The 19,148-nt window shown below is 67.5% G+C and carries 16 protein-coding genes; 14 read left to right on the top strand and 2 right to left on the bottom strand.

Annotation, left to right across the window (positions count from 1 at the left end):
- The first annotated feature begins 49 nt into the window (after positions 1-49).
- From QRM60_RS10215 to QRM60_RS10200, 4 genes are read left to right on the top strand one after another with little or no spacing between them, the layout of a single operon-like run.
- Positions 50-1,255, top strand: coding sequence for a fatty acid desaturase (locus QRM60_RS10215; protein ID WP_103701231.1), 1,206 nt, complete (start codon positions 50-52; stop codon positions 1,253-1,255).
- 28 nt (positions 1,256-1,283) lie between these two features.
- Positions 1,284-1,637 carry a hypothetical protein gene (locus QRM60_RS10210; RefSeq protein ID WP_012436985.1) on the top strand — a complete coding sequence of 118 codons (354 nt, stop codon included), beginning with the start codon at positions 1,284-1,286 and terminating at the stop codon, positions 1,635-1,637.
- 60 nt (positions 1,638-1,697) lie between these two features.
- A complete protein-coding gene (locus QRM60_RS10205) occupies positions 1,698-2,435 on the top strand; it encodes an ATP-binding cassette domain-containing protein (RefSeq protein ID WP_011035421.1) in 738 nt (245 codons plus the stop codon).
- On the top strand, positions 2,432-3,904 hold the full coding sequence (locus QRM60_RS10200; protein ID WP_285446129.1) for a glycine betaine ABC transporter substrate-binding protein: 1,473 nt from the start codon (positions 2,432-2,434) through the stop codon (positions 3,902-3,904). Before QRM60_RS10205 ends, QRM60_RS10200 begins: the two co-directional genes overlap by 4 nt.
- A gap of 121 nt (positions 3,905-4,025) precedes the next feature.
- Here the strand turns inward: QRM60_RS10200 and QRM60_RS10195 are convergent, their stop codons facing one another.
- On the bottom strand, positions 4,026-5,207 hold the full coding sequence (locus QRM60_RS10195; protein ID WP_285446128.1) for an aminotransferase class V-fold PLP-dependent enzyme: 1,182 nt from the start codon (positions 5,205-5,207) through the stop codon (positions 4,026-4,028).
- Positions 5,208-5,272: 65 nt separating this feature from the next.
- Between QRM60_RS10195 and egtB the strand changes: the two genes are divergently transcribed.
- From egtB to QRM60_RS10180, 3 genes are read left to right on the top strand one after another with little or no spacing between them, the layout of a single operon-like run.
- Entirely contained in the window at positions 5,273-6,562 is a 1,290-nt protein-coding gene (egtB, locus tag QRM60_RS10190; RefSeq protein ID WP_285446127.1) for an ergothioneine biosynthesis protein EgtB, read from the top strand.
- Positions 6,559-7,545 carry an L-histidine N(alpha)-methyltransferase gene (gene egtD, locus QRM60_RS10185; protein ID WP_014509477.1) on the top strand — a complete coding sequence of 329 codons (987 nt, stop codon included), beginning with the start codon at positions 6,559-6,561 and terminating at the stop codon, positions 7,543-7,545. Before egtB ends, egtD begins: the two co-directional genes overlap by 4 nt.
- A 17-nt stretch (positions 7,546-7,562) precedes the next feature.
- Positions 7,563-7,835: a DUF3253 domain-containing protein gene (locus QRM60_RS10180; protein WP_285446126.1), complete on the top strand. Its 273-nt coding sequence runs from the start codon at positions 7,563-7,565 to the stop codon at positions 7,833-7,835.
- Positions 7,836-8,020: 185 nt separating this feature from the next.
- Here QRM60_RS10180 and QRM60_RS10175 read toward each other — a convergent pair whose 3' ends face one another.
- On the bottom strand, positions 8,021-11,731 hold the full coding sequence (locus tag QRM60_RS10175) for an indolepyruvate ferredoxin oxidoreductase family protein (protein ID WP_285446125.1): 3,711 nt from the start codon (positions 11,729-11,731) through the stop codon (positions 8,021-8,023).
- 161 nt (positions 11,732-11,892) lie between these two features.
- On the opposite strand from QRM60_RS10175, the gene QRM60_RS10170 reads away from it, so the two are divergent.
- From QRM60_RS10170 to QRM60_RS10140, 7 genes are all read left to right on the top strand, one after another.
- On the top strand, positions 11,893-12,531 hold the full coding sequence (locus tag QRM60_RS10170) for a tetratricopeptide repeat protein (protein WP_115557074.1): 639 nt from the start codon (positions 11,893-11,895) through the stop codon (positions 12,529-12,531).
- Positions 12,532-12,837: 306 nt separating this feature from the next.
- Positions 12,838-13,755 (top strand): AEC family transporter, encoded by a 918-nt coding sequence (locus tag QRM60_RS10165; RefSeq protein WP_285446124.1) that lies wholly within the window; start codon positions 12,838-12,840, stop codon positions 13,753-13,755.
- Between the two features lie 66 nt (positions 13,756-13,821).
- Positions 13,822-14,886, top strand: a complete 1,065-nt coding sequence (locus tag QRM60_RS10160; RefSeq protein ID WP_161962862.1) for a hypothetical protein — start codon at positions 13,822-13,824, stop codon at positions 14,884-14,886.
- A gap of 358 nt (positions 14,887-15,244) precedes the next feature.
- A complete protein-coding gene (locus QRM60_RS10155) occupies positions 15,245-15,877 on the top strand; it encodes a ParA family protein (protein ID WP_011035431.1) in 633 nt (210 codons plus the stop codon).
- A 15-nt stretch (positions 15,878-15,892) separates the two neighbouring features.
- Positions 15,893-16,369 (top strand): histidine phosphatase family protein, encoded by a 477-nt coding sequence (locus tag QRM60_RS10150; protein ID WP_011035432.1) that lies wholly within the window; start codon positions 15,893-15,895, stop codon positions 16,367-16,369.
- 3 nt (positions 16,370-16,372) lie between these two features.
- Positions 16,373-16,945 (top strand): YceI family protein, encoded by a 573-nt coding sequence (locus QRM60_RS10145; protein ID WP_012436993.1) that lies wholly within the window; start codon positions 16,373-16,375, stop codon positions 16,943-16,945.
- On the top strand, positions 16,942-18,921 hold the full coding sequence (locus QRM60_RS10140) for a phospholipase D family protein (protein ID WP_228419741.1): 1,980 nt from the start codon (positions 16,942-16,944) through the stop codon (positions 18,919-18,921). Before QRM60_RS10145 ends, QRM60_RS10140 begins: the two co-directional genes overlap by 4 nt.
- The last annotated feature ends 227 nt before the right edge of the window (positions 18,922-19,148 follow it).

Below are 19,148 nucleotides of genomic sequence, written 5' to 3'. Positions count from 1 at the left end.
CATCATGTCTGTATCCACCGACACGATGGCGCACTGCCTGGAGATGCCGATGTTGTCCGATTCGATCATCGACGTTCTGACCTCCGGCATCGCCGGCCTGGGCGTGTGGGGGATGCTGGCCGTGCTGCTGGTGTTCACCCAACTCACCATCTTCGCGGTGACCTTGTACCTGCATCGCAGCCAGGCGCACCGCGGTGTGGATTTCCACCCGGTCATCGCGCATTTCTTCCGTTTCTGGACCTGGCTCACCACCTCGATGATCACCCGCGAGTGGGTGGCGATCCATCGCAAGCATCACGCCAAGGTGGAAACCGAGGAAGACCCGCACAGCCCGCAGACCAAGGGCATCGGCCAGGTGTTCTGGCGCGGCGTGGAGCTGTACCGCGAAGCACGCGCGCAGCGGGCCGACATCGAGCAGTACGGCAAGGGCGCGCCCAATGACTGGATCGAGCGGCATCTGTACACGCCGCACGCCAACGCCGGCCCGATCGCGCTGCTGGTGATCAACAGCGTGCTGTTCGGGCTGCCCGGTGTCGCACTGTGGGCGATCCAGATGGCGTGGATTCCGTTCTGGGCCGCCGGCGTGGTCAATGGCCTGGGGCATTGGTGGGGTTATCGCAATTTCGAGTCCGCCGACACCTCCACCAACCTGACCCCGTGGGCGCTGTGGATCGGTGGCGAAGAACTGCACAACAATCACCACGCCTTCCCGAGTTCGGCGCGGTTTTCGATGCGGCGCTGGGAGCTGGACATCGGCTGGATCGCGATCCGCTGCCTGCAGGCGCTGGGCCTGGCCAAGGTGCTGCGGGTGGCGCCGTCGCTGGACATCCGCCCGAATATCGCTGTGCCCGATGCCGATACGCTCAAGGCGCTGTTGTCGCACCGCTTCCAGGCCATGACCGACTACCAGCGCAACGTGCTCAAGCCGGCCCTGCGCGAAGAGGCCGCCGCCACCGGCGCCAAGCTGCGCCAGTTGCTGCCGCGCCGCCTGCGCAAGGGCCTGGTGGACGATGGCCGCTGGCTCAAGCCCGATGCGCGCGAACAATTGCAACACTGGGTGGCGCAACGCCCGCGCATGCGCACGCTGGTGGAATACCGCGCGCGCCTCACCGCCGTGCTGGAAGCGCGCAGCCACGATGCGTCCGAGCGGCTCAAGCAGCTGCAGCAGTGGTGCCATGAAGCCGAAGCCAGCGGCAACGCGGCATTGCAGGCGTATGCGGCACGGCTCAAGGGTTATGCGCTGAGTGGCACGTAACACGAGCGTTGCGCGCGCGGGCGTTTGCGTGCGTGCGCTGCTGCACGCGCTGCCCCGTGTGCTGGCCTGCGGCGCACTGTGCGCAGTGGCGGTGGCCGCGCAGGCCCAGGTGCAGGACAGCCAGCAGTATCTGCAACGCATGGACACCGATGGCGATGGCCGGGTCAGCCGCGATGAATATCTCGCCTGGATGAGCTATGCCTTCGATCAGCGCGACCTGGATCACGACGGCGTGCTGCAAGGCGAAGAACTGCCGGGCCGGCGTGGCAAGCCGATCACCCGCGCCGCACACCGTGCCACGCTGGTGGAGCGTTTCGCACGCCAGGATGCCAATGGCGATGGCTATCTGAGCGCGCGCGAACTGCTGGCACCGCCGCGGTGAAACCTGCACGCACGTGCGCCTTCGCGCCCGTCTGACGCGGCGCCCGGCAAGCTCGGCCGTATGTTCACTCTCGACCAGGTCAGCCGTCGCTACGGCCAGGCCATCGCCCTCGACCAGGTCAGCCTGTCGTTCGCCAGCGGTGTCACCACTGCGTTGATCGGCCCCAGCGGCGCCGGCAAGTCCACCGTGCTGCGCATGTTGGTGGGCCTGGAATGGCCGGACAGTGGCAGCGTCACCTTCGATGGCGCGCCATTGCGGCGCGACGCGCTGCAGGCGCAGCGGCAGCGCATCGGTTACGTGATCCAGGAGGGCGGCCTGTTCCCGCATCTGGACGCACGCAGCAATGTGGTGCTGCTGGCGCAGACGCTGGGCTGGACGCCGCAACGTATCGCGCAACGCCTGGAGACCTTGTGCGCGCTGTGCCAGCTGCCGCCCGCGCTGCTGGCGCGCTACCCGGCCGAGTTGTCCGGTGGTCAGCGCCAGCGCGTGGGCCTGATCCGCGCCCTCATGCTGGACCCGCCGGCGCTGCTGCTGGACGAACCACTGGGTGCACTGGACCCGATCGTGCGCTACGACCTGCAGGCGCAGATGCGCGAGTTGTTCGCGCAGCTCGGCAAGACCGTGGTGCTGGTCACCCACGACGTTGCCGAGGCCGCGTATCTGGCCGACACGCTGGTGCTGATGCGCGCCGGCCAGGTGGTGCAGCAGGGCAGTGCGCGTACGCTGCTGGAACAGCCGGCCGATGCGTTCGTGCAGCGCTTTCTCACCGCGCAGCGCAGCATCGGTGATGCCGCATGATGCGCGCGCTGTTGATGGCTTTTGCATTGTTGATCTGCAGCGGTGTGGTGCAGGCCGCGCAGGTCACCATCGGCTCGAAGAACTTCACCGAAGCGGTGATCCTGGGCGAGATCGCCACCGCCGCCGGCCAGCGCGATGGCGTGCAGGTGCAGCACCGCGCCCAGCTCGGTGGCACGCGCATTCTCTGGCGCGCACTGGAGACCGGGCAGATCGATGCGTATGCCGATTACACCGGCACGCTGGCGCAGGAATTGCTGCAGCTGCCCAAGGCCAGCCACGCCGAACTACGCGCCGCACTGGATGCACGCGGCTTGGCAATGACCGACTCGCTGGGCTTCGAAAATACCTATGCGTTCGGCATGCGCCGGGAGCGTGCGCAGGCATTGGGCATCCGCAGCCTGTCCGATCTGGCTCGGCATCCGGACCTGAAGATCGGCCTGAGCAATGAATTCATGCAGCGTGCCGATGGCTGGCCCGGCGTGCGCGGCGCCTATGCATTGCCGCAGCGCGCCGCCGGGCTGGATCACGACCTGGCCTACCGCGCCCTGCAGAGCGGGGCCATCGAGGTCACCGATCTGTACAGCACCGATGCGGAAATTCCGTACTACCAACTGCAGGTGTTGCAGGACGACCGCCATTACTTCTCCGAGTACCAGGCAGTGTTCCTGTATCGCAAGGATCTGGCCCAGCGTGCGCCGAAGATGGTGGCCACGCTGCAAGGGCTGCAGGGGCGCATCGACGAAGCCACCATGCAGCGGCTCAACGCGCAGGTGAAGCTGGAGCGCAAGAGCGAAGCCGCCGTGGCCGCGCAATGGCTGGGCGTGGCGCCGGCATCGGCCACCGATGGCCGCGTTGCGCGCTTGCTGCAGCACACCTGGGAGCACCTGGCCCTGGTGGGCATCTCGCTGGGGCTGGCCTTGGTGATCGCATTGCCGCTCGGCGTGCTGGCCGCGCGCCGGCCGCGGCTTGGTCAGGTGGTGCTGTCGCTGACCGGCGTGCTGCAGACCTTGCCGTCGCTGGCGGTGTTCGTGTTCATGATCCCGTTGTTCGGCATCGGCGCCAAACCGGCGATTGCGGCGTTGTTTCTCTACAGCTTGCTGCCGATCGTGCGTAACACGCATGCCGGGCTGACCTCGATCCCGCGCGAGTTGCGCCAGACCGCCGAAGCCATCGGGCTGCCGGCATGGACGCGCTTGTGGCGTATCGAACTGCCGCTCGCGCGCCGCACGATCGTGGCCGGCATCCAGACCGCGGCGGTGATCAATGTGGGCACCGCCACCCTGGGCGCATTGATCGGCGCAGGCGGCTACGGCCAGCCGATCCTCACCGGCATCCGCCTGGACGATATCGGCCTGATCCTGGAAGGCGCCATTCCCGCCGCCGTGCTGGCCTTGCTGGTGCAGGCGCTGTTCGAAGGCCTGGAGCGCTGGGCCACGCCGCGTGGGCTACGCCTGAGTCAGCGCGGTTGAGCAGCTGCAAGGTAGGAGCGCGCTTGCGCGCGACGGAGCTTGATCGGTAACGCCGCATCGCGCGCAAGCGCGCTCCTACTGGCCCCTGGGCCACCCGCGCCGCACGTCGGCAACCCACCATTCACCCACGCGGCAGAGCAGCCACCAGCTCTGCAAGCGCCTGCCCGGTCACGCTCAGGTGCGGGGCAATGCGCAAGCGCCCGTGACGCTGCGTGCAGACCGCACCCAGCGCACGTAGCGTGGCGGCCACCGACGCCAGTTGCGCAGCCGGCGGTTGCAGCGCGGTCAGATGCGGCGCATGGCCTGGCGTGCACCAGCTGGCCAGGCCATGCGCTTGCAGCGCGGCGTCCCACTGCGCGGTGAGCGCGCCCAATGCGTGCGCGATCCGTGCCGGTTGCCAGGCGGTGATCTGCTGCAAGGCGGCGGTCGCCATGGCCAGGCGCAGCGGGTCGGCCACGCCACCGGCGTCGTAGCGGCGCGCACCAGCCCGGTAGTCGGGCGCTGCGGCGATGGGAAATTCCCAGCTGCTGCCCGCATCGCGGCCACTCCAGTGTTCTTCGATAGGCACACCACGTGTGCGCCAGCGTGGGGCCACCCAGAGCCACGCCAGGCCCATCGGGCCCAGCAACCATTTGTGGCCCACGCTGACCACAAAATCCGGCCGCCAGCGCGGCAGATCGGTTGGCAGCACGCCCAGGCTCTGGCTCAGATCCAGCACCAGCGCCGCTCCGCGCGCGTGCACGGCGTCACTGATGCGGTCCAGGTCCAGTTGCCGGCCATCCAGCCAATAGGCGTGCGGCAGGCTCACGACGCGCAGCGCCGCCGTCTCGGTGATTGCCTGCAGCACCGCCTCGGTCAAAGGCTCCCCCGCTGCCATCGGCACCGCGACAATCTGCGCGCCCGCCTCGGCGCAGCGGCGCTGCCAGATCAGCAGGTTGGAGGGGAACTGTCCTTCCAGCACCAACACGGCCTCGCCGCGTTGCAGCTGCAGGTTGCGCGCGGCCGTGGCCAACCCGTGTGCGGCCGAGGGCACCAGCGCCACCGCATCGGTATCGTCATCGAACAGGCCCGCCGCCAACGCACGCAGTTGCTCGATCTGCTCCACCCATGCAGCGAACGACAACTGCCATGGCGTGGCCTGCGCATCGATGGCCTGGTGCGCCACCGTTTGCACGGCCCGCAGCATGGGCCCGCGTGCGGCGGCATCCAGATACGTCACGGCCGGGGGCAGCACGAATGCCTGCTCCCGCTGCGACCAATCCAGGGGTGTGGGTAGCGAACGGGACAACGGTGCGGCGCTCATGCGCACAGCTTAACGCGCAGCGACATGCCGCCCACACGGCGCGTTCACGGTCGCTCCCCAAGCATATGGCGATGTCTGCACAATCACCCCTGCTGGTCGACCACCAGCAACAGCAGCTGACGCTGTTGGAACGCTACGCGCAGACCCGTGCGCTCAGCGATCGTCTTGCCGCACCCCTGAGCGCGGAAGACGCGATGGTGCAGAGCATGCCCGATGCCAGCCCCAGCAAATGGCACATGGCACACACCACCTGGTTCTTTGAACGCTTCGTGCTGCAGACCGACCCACAGTACGTGGTGTTCGACCCAGCGTGGGATTTCCTGTTCAACAGCTACTACCAAAGCGTAGGCCCGATGCATGCGCGCGCGCGCCGGGGTGTGTTGTCGCGGCCATCGCTGCAACAGGTGCGTGACTACCGTGCGGCAGTCGATGCGCAGATGCAGCGCCGCCTGCGCGATGGCCTGCTGGACGAGGCCACCTGCACCATCGTGCAGCTGGGCATCCAGCACGAGCAGCAGCACCAGGAACTGTTGTTGACCGACATCAAACATGCGCTGTGGAGCAATCCGCTGCAGCCGGCCTACCGGGAGGCGCAGCCCGTGCCGGCGGCGGCGTCTAGCGCCTTGCGCTGGCATGCGCGCGACGAGCAGATCGTGGAGATTGGCGCGGCGTCGTGGCCACAGGCCGAGGCTTTCGCCTACGACAACGAATCACCGCGCCACCGCGTGCTGGTCGGTGCGCATGCACTGGCGCACCGCGTGGTCAGTAATTCCGAATACCAGCAGTTCATCGATGACGGTGGCTACCGCAGCGCCGGCGCCTGGCTCAGCGATGGCTGGGCGATGGTGCAGGCGCAGGGCTGGCAGCGTCCGCTGTACTGGGATGCGGACGGGCGCGAATTCACCCTCGAAGGCTGGCGCGTGCGCGATGCGCATGCGCCGGTGTGCCATCTGAGCCTGTTCGAAGCCGACGCGTTCGCGCGCTGGGCCGGTGCACGCCTGCCCACCGAGGCCGAATGGGAACAGGCCGCCACCGGCATTGCCGTGCACGGCAATTTCGTCGACAGCGATGCCCTGCATCCGCGCGCAGCCGATGCGGTGGACACCGGTCTGCAGCAGCTGTTCGGCGATGTGTGGGAATGGACCGGCAGCGCGTATCTGCCGTATCCCGGCTTCGCACCCTGGCCCGGGTCGCTGGGCGAATACAACGGCAAATTCATGAACGCGCAATGGGTCTTGCGCGGCGGCAGTTGTGCCACGCCTGCCAGCCATGTGCGCGCCAGCTACCGCAACTTTTTCCCCTCCGATGCGCGTTGGCAATTTGCCGGCGTGCGCCTAGCCAAGGATCTGCCGTGAACGCCGCCGCCCACGCCACCCAACGCGCGCATGCCGCGCTGACCGACCTGCGCCCGCAGCCGGACGACATCACCGCCGATGCCCTGGCCGGCCTGTCGCAGACGCCCAAGACGCTGCCGTCGAAATATTTCTACGATGCGCGCGGCTCGCAGTTGTTCGAAGCGATCACCCGCCAGCCCGAGTACTACCTCACCACCACCGAACTGAGCCTGCTCGAGGCCAGCATGAGCTCGATCGCGCAGGCGATCGGCGCGGGCGTGCATGTGGTGGAGTACGGCAGCGGCAGTGGCCGCAAGACCGAATTGCTGCTGCAGGGCCTGCGCGATGTGGTGGCCTATACGCCGCTGGAAATCTCGCGGACCGCGCTGCTGGAAAGCACTGCGCGCCTGGCCGAGCAATTTCCGCAGATCCAGATGTTGCCGGTGTGCACCGACTTCACCCGGCCGCTGCAGCTGCCGGCCGCACAACGCCCGGCACGCCGGCACGTGGTGTTCTTCCCAGGCTCGACGCTGGGCAATTTCACCGACACCGCTGCGATTGAATTGCTGGATGCGATGCGCCAGACCATGGGCGCCGATGGCTGCGCCTTGATCGGCATCGATCTGGACAAGGATGCCGCGCTGATCGAGGCGGCGTACAACGATGCCGCCGGGGTCACCGCCGAATTCACGGTGAATCTGCTGGCACGGCTAAACCGCGAGATCGGCAGTGATTTCGACCTGGAGGGTTTCCGCCATCGCGCGGTGTATGCGCGCGAACGCGGCCGCATCGAAACCTTCCTGGTCAGCCAGCGCGCGCAACGTGTGCACGTGGGCGGGCAGGAATTCACCTTCGCCGAAGGCGAGGCGATGCAGGTCGAATACAGCTACAAGTACACCGACGCCCGCTTCGCCGAACTGGCCGCCGCGGCCGGCCTCAAGGTGACGCATGGCTGGAACGATGCCAAGGACTGGTTCGGCTTGCGGCTGCTACGCCCGCTCTGACGCCGCGGCCGCACGCGGTGCAGGCACCTGACGACGCGCAGATGGCGGCGCTGATCGTCGACCTGCTCGCACGGCGTGAGCCGCAGCACTCGATCTGCCCGTCGGAGGTGGCACGCGCACTCAGCGAGGATGCCGCGATCTGGCGGGCGCTGATGCCGCAGGTGCGCGCCACCGCGGCCGCACTGGTGGGAGAGGATGTGGTGCGCATCACGCAGCGTGGCCAGCCTGTGGATCTGGACACGGTACGCGGCCCGATCCGCTTGATGCGCGGGCCACGCTTCCCGCGATAACTGCTGCGCTTGCGATCGCGCGGGAGGCGGTACACGCACGGTCTGGAAGCCAGGACGTGATCCAACGATGTCAGGCCTAAGACCCCGCATCAGTCACGCAAACCCGCTGACCGCGCAGCCAAACCGCCACTGCCTGTGGCGCACGATCGGCGCCACGCATCCCTCATCCGTAACGCATTAGCGGCTTACGCCGCCTGCACCACATGCAGCGCCTTGGGGTTGCGCCATTGCGCCAACAGGGCGGCTTCGCGCGCCTTGGCCTCGCGCAGGTGCGCGTCCTTGACGTGCCCGTAGCCGCGGATGTGTTCGGGGATGCTGGCGATCTGCGCGGCCAGGCCCACGTTGTCGTTGTCCAGGCGCTGCAGCAGCGTGTCCACCGTTGCCAAATAATCGGCAATCAACTGACGCTCGCCGCGACGTTCGGCGGTGTAGCCGAACACGTCCAGTTTGCCGCCGCGCAGGAACTTCAACCGCGCCAGCAATTTGAAGGCACTGAACATCCACGGCCCATATTCGCGTTTGATGGGCTGCCCGTTTGCATCCTTCTTGGCGAACAACGGCGGGGCCAGATGGAAGCGCAGCTGGTAGTCGCCTTCGAACTGCTGCTGCACACGGCGCTGGAAATCGCCGCGCGTATACAGCCGCGCGACTTCGTACTCGTCCTTGTAGGCCATCAGCTTGAAGGCGTAGCGCGCCACCGCAGCGCTTAGCGCGGTGCTGCCCGGTGCGCGTTGCGCTTCGTGCGTGCGCACGCGTTCCACCAGCGCACGGTACTGCTGGGCGTAGGCGGCATCCTGGTAGTCGGTGAGGAAGTGCACGCGCCGCGCGATCGCCTCGTCCAGGGACTGCGCCAGCTGCTCGTCATCCAATGGATGCACCGGCGCATCACCGTCAGCGTGCAGCGTGTCGGCATCGGTTTGCGCCAGCGCGTGCGGCGCACTCTGGCCACTCATGTCGTGGTCTTCCCAGCTGCCCGGCCCGCGCGATGGCGGCGTGGCGGCATGCGCGTGGGCGGCCGTGTCCAGCGCAGGTGCCAGGCCTGCGGCGCGTTGCACGGCCGGCAGATCGACCGCGGCCAAACGCCCCCAGGCGAAGGCCTGCTGATTCATCGCCACCGCCGCGCCATTGAGCTCGATCGCCCGCATCAACGCCGCGTGCGACAACGGCACCAGGCCGTGCTGCCAGGCATAGCCGAGCACGAACAGATTGCTGGCGATGGCATCGCCCAGCAGCGCGGTGGCCAATTGCGTGGCGTCCAGCAGCAAGGGCTCCTGCCCGCCGAGGGCGGTGCGTACCCCCGCAATGATCTCGGCTGCCGGAAACTGCAGATCCGGCTGCGTGGTGAAACTGCCCGGCATCGCTTCGTAGGTGTTGAGCACCACCTGGGTGCGGCCGTCGCGCACCTTGGACAAGGCCCAGTAATCGTTGACCACCACCATGTCGCAGCCCAGCACCAGGTCTGCTTCGCCGGCGGCGATGCGCACGGCGTGGATATCGGCCGGCTGGCGCGCGATGCGGATATGCGTGGTGACCGCGCCACCCTTTTGCGCCAGGCCGGTCTGGTCCAGCACCGTGGCGCCCTTGCCTTCGAGATGGCCGGCCATGCCCAGCAACGCGCCGATGGTCACCACGCCGGTGCCGCCGACGCCGGTGATCAGGATGTTCCAGGGCTGCTCCAGCGTGGTGCGTTGTGGCGGTTCGGGCAGGGCGTCCAGCAACGCACTGGCATCGCGCTTCTTGCCCTTGCGCGGCGCGCCGCCATGCACGGTGACAAAGCTCGGGCAGAAGCCCGACACGCAGGAATAATCCTTGTTGCAGTTGGACTGGTCGATCTCGCGCTTGCGCCCGAATTCGGTGTCCTTCGGAAGCACCGACACGCAGAAGCTCTTTTCGCCGCAATCGCCGCAACCTTCGCACACCAGCGAATTGATCATCACCCGCTTGGGCGGGTCGATCAGCTTGCCGCGCTTGCGACGGCGACGTTTTTCGGTGGCGCAGGTCTGGTCGAAGATCAGGATCGACACGCCCTTGATGGTGCGCAGCCGCTGCTGCACCGCATCCAGTTCGCTGCGATCATGAAAGGCCACCTCGCTGGGGAACCGCTCGCGCCGGCGCGTCCATTTGCCGATGTCATCGCTGACCACCACGATCTCGTGGATGCCCTCGGCACGCAGCTGATGCGCGATGTCCGGCACGGTGAGCGTGCCGTCCACCGGCTGGCCGCCGGTCATTGCCACCGCATCGTTGTAGAGGATCTTGTAGGTGATGTTGACGCCGGTGGCGACCGACTGGCGGATCGCCAGCGAGCCACTGTGGAAATAGGTGCCATCGCCCAGGTTCTGGAACACGTGCGGCGTGGCGGTGAACGGCGCCTGCCCCGACCAGGTGACGCCTTCGCCGCCCATGTGGGTGAAGGTGTCGGTCGAGCGGTTCATCCAGGTCACCATGTAGTGGCAACCGATTCCGCCGAGCGCGCGCGAGCCTTCCGGCACCACCGTGGAGGTGTTGTGCGGGCAGCCGGAGCAGTAGTGCGGCACGCGCGGGAACAGCGCGCGCGGCAGCGCCATCTCCGCTTCCTTGGCCTCCATCCAGCGCAGGCGCTGTTCGATCGATGCAGCAATGGCCGCCGACGGCAGCGGGAAGCGCTGGATGCGCTTGCCGATCACCGCGGCGATGGTGGCCGGCGTGAGCTCACCGGTGGAGGGCAGGATCCATGCGCCGTGTTCGTCGTACTTGCCCACGATGCTCGGCCGCGCGCCGGCGCTGGCCGGCCAGTTGTAGAACAGCTCCTTCATCTGGCGCTCGATGAAGGCTTTCTTTTCTTCCACCACCACGATGTCGTCCAGCCCGCGCGCGAACGCGGTGATCCCCACCGGCTCCAGCGGCCAGGTCATGCCCACCTTGTAGACGCGGATGCCGATCTGCGCGCAGGCCTGCGCATCCAGGCCCAGGTATTCCAGCGCCTGCAACACATCCAGATAGCTCTTGCCGGTGGTGACGATGCCCAGCCGCGCCTGCGGCGAATCCAGCACCAGCTTGTCGATGCCGTTGGCGCGCGCGAATGCCTGCGCGGCGGCCACCGCATAGCGGTGCAGGCGCATCTCCTGATCCACCGGCGGATCCGGCCAGCGGATGCTCAGCCCGCCCGGCGGCAGTGCGAAGTCGTTCGGCAGCACGATCTGGCGTGCGAACGGGTCCACGTCCACCGAGGCAGAGGATTCCACCGTTTCGGCGATGGTCTTGAAGCCCACCCAGCGCCCGGTATAGCGGCTCATCGCCCAACCAAGCAGGCCCATGTCCAGGATGTCCTGCACGCCGGCCGGGTTGAGGATGGGCATCATCGCGCTGACGAATTCGTCTTCGGACCCATGCGGCAAGGTGGAGCTGCGGCAGGCATGGTCGTCGGCGGCCAGGGCCAGCACGCCACCAAATGGCGCGGTGCCGGCGGCATTGGCGTGCTTGAACACGTCGCCGCTGCGGTCCACGCCCGGGCCCTTGCCGTACCACATGCCATACACGCCCTGGACGGTGGCGCCCGGGAACAGGTTGGTCTGCTGCGTGCCCCACACCATGGTGGCGGCCAGGTCCTCGTTGAGGCCCGGGGTGAAGGTGACCTTGGCCGCCTCCAGATGTGCACGCGCCCGCCACAGTTCCAGGTCCAGCCCGCCCAGCGGGCTGCCGCGGTAGCCGCTGACGAACCCGGCGGTGTCCAGCCCGGCGGCCACATCGCGCAGGTGTTGCATCAGCGGCAGCCGCACCAGCGCCTGCACACCGGACAAATAGATGCGGCCGTCGGCGCGCGTGTATTTGTGTTCCAGCGTGTAGTCCGCATCCACACGGCCGATCTCCGGCGTGTTGGCAGAGGCGGGGGATGAAAGTGCAGCGGTACTGGTCATGGCGTGCCCGGAAAGGGTGGCTGGAACCTGGGGATTCCAAAACGGCGTGCAAATTGTAACAGTCGCCTTTCACGCGCCCGTCCGCCTGCGGATGCACAGCCGCCGCGCTGCGGTTAGGATGGGGACGGGAAGGGGTCGTTTGCTGTCAGGGGATAAAGCCAGTGAAGAAGCAATACGCATGGGTCGCCGCGTTGGCCGTGCTCGGGGGCGTGTGGTCGATGGCGCAGGCGCAGAGCCTGCCCAAGCCGAAGGAGTTCTATTTCGACGAAGACCGTGCCACGACCAAGCCGGTGGTGGCCGTGCAGGGGCAGGGCGATGCGGTCGTGGATCGGCTGGCCGGCATGGTGCAGCGTGACGCACGCGCCGCCGAGCCACGTGCACAACTCGCAGCGCTGGCCTATGCCGGTGGCCGCACACAGTTAGGCGACGAGCTCTACCAGGGCGCGCTGGCACTGGTGTCCAACGGCAGCCAGCAATACCGCGCCATCAGCTGGAACTACGGCTGGGACCTGTTGCGCGCCGACCAGGCCGACAAGGCCCTGCAGCACTGGGCCAACCTAGCCAACGGCCGCCCGGCCACGCCGGCATGGTTGCCCACCACGCTGGCACTGGGGCTATGGCGCGCTGGACGCAAGCAGGAAGCAGTCGAGTGGTACGCCGCCGCCGTGCGCACCTGGCCGGACCGTTGGGGCAGCACCGCCAACTACGCCAGCCTGCTGCCGGAGTGGCGCGAGGCCGACCGCGCCAGCCTGGCCGAGGTCTTTGCCGCCTGGCAGGCCAACCCGCCCGCGTTCCCGTAAGCCAACCGCGCGCCGCAGTGAATCTGCGGCATGCGAGTAACGCCGCATTGGCGATACAGCGTGGCGCTGAAATCGCGCTGTGCGTCGTCTGCATTCGTGCAGGCCATGGTGGCGTTCGTTGCGCCATCACTCGCCGGGCAAGCGGCTTGCGCAAGCCAGCGTTGTCATCCAGGCGGTGTCATCGGCGATCTGTGCTGAGCAATGCGCAGACCAGGTGACGTGCGTCGTTCCGCGCTGCAGTCGGTCGCAAGCCCGGCACGCACGCTATGCCATCCTGCACACCCGTTTCGAAGACATGACCACGCCATGGCGGTGGATGCATTTGCGTTGATCCTGGCGATGCTGGGGCTCGGGTTGGTGTTTGCGCGGCTGCGCGTGCTGCCGGACAACAGCGCCGATGTGCTCAACCGCATCGTGTTGTACGTCTGCCTGCCGGCCTCGGTGCTGACCTATGTCCCGCGGCTGCACCTGGATGCCTCGCTGGGCGGCGTCATCGCCACGCCCTGGCTGCTCACCGCCCTGATCGTGCCGATGCTGTGGGGCTGCAGCCGTTTGCTTGGCGTGCGCCGCGACGAATACGCCGCGCTGCTGATGTGCGTGGTGTTCACCAACTCCAGTTTCATCGGCTTTCCGATGGTGCGCGCGCTGATCGGCGACCACGCCTTGCCGTATGCGGTGGTCTACGACCAGTTCGGCACCTTCGTGCTGCTGTCCACCTTTGGCCTGTACGTGCTGGCGCGCTACAGCGGCGACACCCCACCCACCGCGCGGATGATTCTGGTGCGGGTACTGCGGTTTCCGCCGCTGTGGGCGCTGGTGTGTGCGTTGACGCTGATGCCCGAACAGCCGCCGGCCTGGATCGGCTCGGGGCTGAAGAGCCTGGCCGATGCGATGTTGCCGCTGGTGATGCTAGCCGTCGGGTTCTCGCTGCAATTGCGCTTGCCGCCGCAGGAACTCAAGCCACTGGCGCTGGGCTTGCTGTTCAAGCTGGCGGTCATGCCGGTGCTGGCATTGCCGCTGTCGTGGGCGCTCGGCCTGCAGGGCCAGATGCTGCAGACCAATGTGCTCGAATCGGCCATGCCGACCATGATCACCGCCGCGGCGCTGGCGATTTCGCACCGCCTGGCGCCACGTCTGGCGGCGGCGATGGTGGGCTACAGCATCCTGTTGTCGCTGCTCACCCTGCCGGCCTGGGCATGGCTACTGGCGCGCCTGGCGGCTTGATGCGCGTGCCTGTGCATGAAATGCTGGCCGGCGGCGCATGCGCGCCTCACAGGACAAGGCACACGGATGCGGACTTCACGATTGATTGGCAGCACGGTGCTGCTCTGGCTGGGCAGCGCGTGCATGGCCTCCGCCGCGCCCGCCGCTGCTCCCACGGCTGATCCCACTAACGATCCGCTGGTGCAGCAGTGGGGACAGCAGGTCGGCGAGATGCTGCAGGCACGTCTGCGCAGCATGGCTGACAGCGGCAAGCCGGGGCCGCTGTATCTGGCCGGCCTGCTGTGGATCGACACCGAAACCGATGCCGAGTCCGACGCCGCGCGCGCCGGCTACGCGCCGCTCCAGCGCGCCTGGCTGCAACGCGCGCTAGACGCGCGGCCGCGGGACCTACTGGTGGCGCGGATGGAAGCGTTGGGCTGCCCCGCTGGCTTGCGCTGCGACCCGCTCGCCGCGCTCGCCTTCCTGGAGCAGGCCGATGCCGGCAACGCCGATGTGCATCTGCGCGCCTACGCAGCGGCGCAACGGCGTGGCGATGCCGCCGCTGCCGAACGCGCCTGGCAGGCTGCGGTGCAGGCAGACCATTTCGACAGTGGCGCGTTGGCCCTGGGCCAGGCCTTGCACGCTGCTTATGCCGATGTGCAATGGCCGGTGCTGACCTCGGTCAGCCTGCGCGCGCAGCTCGATGCACGTGGCCTGCCCTCCACCGGCGCAGACACCGCGATGCTGTTCGCAATGGCGGCGTGGTCCGCGCACGCATTGCCGGCATTGAGCCCGCTGGTACGCCGTTGCGATCCGGCCACGGTGACTCCAGCGCTGCGCGACGAATGCATGGCGGTGCTGGGCAATGTGGCCAAGGACGAGTCCACGCTGGCCACCGCACTGATCGGTGCCAAGCGCATGGCCAGCCTCAGCAGTGGCGCCGATGCCACGCGGTGGCAGGCCCGGGTACGTGAGTTGGCATGGCTGCAGCAGCAACAGCAGGGCCTTGCCGGCGCTGGTAGAGGCCTGGTGTCCGATGGGGATGCGGTGCTGGCGCACGGTGAAGTACCGGCCTTGCGTGCGCTGCTGCAGCGCCAGGGCATTGCCACGCAACCGCCGGCCGGCTGGCAGCCGAGCGCTTCGGTGCAGTAAGGCCGCGCGCAGCACGCGCGTCGGAGCAGCAGGCAGCGCGGTTGTCTTGCGGTTGAGCAGGTCTTCAACTGCAGACCAATCGACAGGGCGCCTGGTTGGTGCGCGCTGCCGATCGGCCACACCCTCACCATTGTGCCCGTGTCCGCTGATCTTGCTGGCTCGGGCGTTGCGTCTTGGAGGTATCACCGCAGCGCTGGCAAAGCGCTATGCGTGATGGCTGGTGCCAACGCCTGCGTTCCCGCATGCACACGATGCTGCACTGCGATAGGCAACGCCGTGGTGCGTTTAACGTGTTTCGACTACTTCCTCACCCGGCCGCGGTGTACGCTGCCGGCTTGCTCCCGGAAGCGAGGCGTGCATGAAGACAGTCCTGGTGGCCGGCTCCAAAGGCGGCGTAGGCAAGACCACGATCGCCACCAACCTCGCCGCACACGCGGCATTGCAAGGCCAGCGCACCGTGCTGGCAGATGCCGATCCACAGGGCTCGTCCACCCGTTGGGCGGAACGCCGCGCCAGTCTGGAAAGCGCGGTCCTGCCGATCGACGCCACCCGACGCCGCAACTGGCAGGCCGCCGTGCCCGATGGCACCGACCAGCTGATCATCGATGCGCCGGCCGGCGCGATGGCCGATGACCTGAGCGGCTTCCTGGACCATGTCGACGCCATCGTGGTGCCGGTGCTGTCCTCGGCGCTGGATATCGAAGCGGTGGTCGGCTTCCTCAACACCCTGGCCAAGGTGCCGCGCGTGCATCAGCGCAAGCTGCCCGTGGGCCTGGTGCTCAACCGCGCCCGGCCGTGGACGCAGACCTCGCAACAGGCCGCCGAGATGATCGGCAGTTGGCCGTATCCGCTGGTGACCCAACTGCGCGACACCCAGGCCTACGTGGTGATGGCCGGGCTGGGGCGCAGCTTGTTCGACTACCGCTCTGCGCAGGTGCGCGACCATCAACAGGACTGGGAGCCGCTGTTGAAGTGGCTCAAGAAAGCCTAGGACCGGAAAGCCCTTATGCGCGAACTGATCTTGCTCCGACACGCCCACGCCGAACCAGCCGACACCGGCCAGGCAGATTTCGACCGCCCCTTGTCGCCGCACGGCATTGCCGAGGCCGAAGCCGCCGGCCGCTGGCTGCGCGAACAACACCTGGTACCCGACCGCGTGCTCTGCTCGCCGGCCCGGCGTTCCCGCGAAACCCTGGAGGCGGTGCTCGAGCTCACCGGCTACATCGAACAACGCCTGGACGAGCGCATCTACGAGGCCACCCCGGGCACCCTGGCCAGCGTGCTGGACGAGCACCGCGAGGCCGAACGGCTACTGCTGGTGGGCCACAACCCGGGCCTGGAACGCCTGGCCGCGCTGATGCACAGCGGTCAGACCGGCGACTACCGCGGCATGCCGACCGCTTCGATCGCCCTGCTGGCCTTGCCGCTGGATGCTGCCATCGAACCCGGCATCGCCCGGCTGACCGCCTTCTGGTGGCCTTGATCCGTGCCACTGTCGCTGCGCTGGGTAGCCTGGCTCGCGCTGTGGGTCGCGTTGCCCTGCGTGGCCCAGCAGAAGGTGCATGCCATCGACCCGGTGCAGTCGCGCTTCGGGTTCGAGATCAGAACCCGCTTCGGGATGAAGATCGAGGGATTGTTCCCGCGGTTCCGGGGTGAGCTGACCGAATCGGCGGATGGGCGCCAGCAGGTGCGCTTCCGTCTGGATGCCGCACAGGTGGAAATTCCGGGCAAGGACCGCTACACCGCGTGGATGCGCGGCGAGGATTTCTTCAACGTGGCGCAGTATCCGGTGGTGGAATTCGAGTCGTTTCCGTACTCCGCCGAGGTAGTGAAGCGGGGCGGCGAGATCACCGGCAACCTGACCATCCGCGGAATCACCCATGTGGAGACCCTGCATGTGGTGCCGGCTGAATGCGCGCGGCCGGGCTATGATTGCGATGTGATCAGTCGAGGTACGGTCCTGCGTGGACGTTACGGAATGAATGCGTGGCAGATGGCCCTGGGCGACAGGGTGACGTTCATTCTCCGTGGGCGGCTGCAGGAGGTCCGGCGCCCGTGACGTCCTTGTTGAGGATTCTTGTGCTGGCAACCTTGTTGCTCGGCACCGGATGCGCCGGCCTGTCGCAAACCGAACGTCAGCGCGCCGCCGGCATTGCCGTGGCCGCGCGCAGCACCGTGGTCACCTGCACCCAGGCCGATCGCTGCGCCCAGCCCTCGCCGCTGCGTGCGCTGGGTGGCGACGCCATCACCGCCTCCACCGCGGCAGCGCCACGCCACTACGCCACCATCGTGGACCACGGCGAGGAGTCGCTGGTTGCGCGGTTGAACCTGATCCGCAGCGCCACCCGCAGCATCGACCTGCAGACCTACATCTTCGACAAGGACGACAGCGCCCGCATGGTGCTGGACGCGCTGACCGCCGCCGCGCAACGCGGGGTCAAGGTGCGGATCCTGATCGATCAGCTCTCGGCGATCGCCGATCTGCAGATCCTGGGCGCGCTGGCCAGCAGCCACGAAAACCTGCAGCTGCGCATCTACAACCCCACCTTCGGCAAGGTGAAGCTCAACTACTTCGACTACGCCGGCAGCGTGGTGTGCTGTTTCCGCCGCTTCAATCAGCGCATGCACAACAAGCTGCTGGTGGTGGACGATGTGCTCGGCGTGGTTGGTGGGCGCAACTACCAGGACGACTACTTCGACTGGGACAGCGAGTACAACTTCCGCGACCGCGACGTGATTCTGGCCGGGCCGGAAGTGCGCGCGATGGCGGTCAACTTCGATGCATTCTGGAACGCGCGCCGCAGCGTCCCGGCCGAGCGGCTCAACGATGTCGGGCGGCTGTTGCTGGACGACGGCCCACAGACCATGCCGCCGGCCAAGTTCCGCCGGCCCGAGCGGGTGGCGCGGGTGGACCGCGAAGCCAATGACCCGCAGTTCGTGCAGGCTGCCTTCGTGGCCCCGGCGATGCCGGTGCAGCGTGTGCTGTACGTGGCCGACCTGCCGCAAAAACACCGCAAGGAACATGGCGCCAAGGCGGTGTCCACCGCGCCGGAGCTGGACAGCCTGATCGCCGGAGCGCAGCAGGAAGTGCTGCTGCAGACGCCGTATCTGGTGTTGTCCGATCCCGCGCAGGAAATCTTCCGCACCTTGCGCAAGCGCGCGCAGCCGCCGCGCATCGTGGTGTCCACCAACAGCCTGGCGGCTACCGATAACCCCATCGTGTATGCGCTGTCGTACAAGTTCAAACGCCGCAACATGCGCGAGCTGGGCTTCAACGTGTACGAGTTCAAGCCGTTCCCGCTGGATGCGCCGGTGGACTACGCCAACCTGCTGCCCGACCCGCTGACGGCCGCCGCGGGCGAGGCCGCCGAGAACGACCGCAGCAATCGCCTGATCGGCGGCAGTGCGGCCGGCAATGCGGTGCGTGGCAGCAGCGGTGGTGGTGGCGGTGGGCGTACGCCTGGCGGCAGCGATGTCGACCGCCGTGTGCTGCGCACCGAGACACGTCCCTCGTTCCTGGGTACCCGCGCGGTCAACAAGCCGTTGCCGGTGACGCGCGCCGGTGCGCGCATGGGCCTGCACGCCAAATCGCTGGTGGTGGACCGCCGCATCGGCGTGATTGGCACGCACAACTTCGATCCGCGCAGCGAGAACTACAACACCGAGGCGGCGGTGGTGATCGACGATCCGCGCTTTGCACAGGCGCTGGCCGCCAGCATCGAGCGCGACATCGCCCCCGACAACGCCTGGACGGTAGCGCCGCGCGAAAAGCCGCCGGTGCTCAGCGGCTTGAACTACAGCGTGGGCAAGGTGTCCGAAGCGTTGCCGGTGCTGGATTTCTGGCCGTGGCGCTACGCCACCAACTACGAATTCCAGCCGGGCCCGGGCTGCCCGTTCCCGCTCAAGCGCCAGGACCCGCAGTTCCGCCAGTGCTACGTGGCGGTGGGCGATTTCCCCGAGGTCAATGTTGGCCCGAAGTGGCTGCTGGTGCGGATGCTGACCGCCTTCGGCGCCGGGCTGGTGCCGATCCTCTGATCGGCATTACCTGCTGCTTGAAACTGCGCGTGCAGGCGCACCGCACGTGCATCACGCAGCAGCAGCGCCGCATGCTGCCGAAAAAGCGCAGCTCACATGGGCGCGCGGCAATCGCATCGCACCGTGTGGCCTAAGCGACCAGGCAGTTGAATCATCGCGCGAGCTCCCGGATGCTCTTACGATTCCCGATTCCCGATTCCCGATTCCCGATTCCCGATTCCCGATTC

This window comes from Xanthomonas sp. fls2-241-TYG-148, assembly GCF_030208815.1.
GTDB lineage: Bacteria > Pseudomonadota > Gammaproteobacteria > Xanthomonadales > Xanthomonadaceae > Xanthomonas > Xanthomonas campestris.
This window is presented reverse-complemented; position numbering and strand designations above follow the sequence as displayed.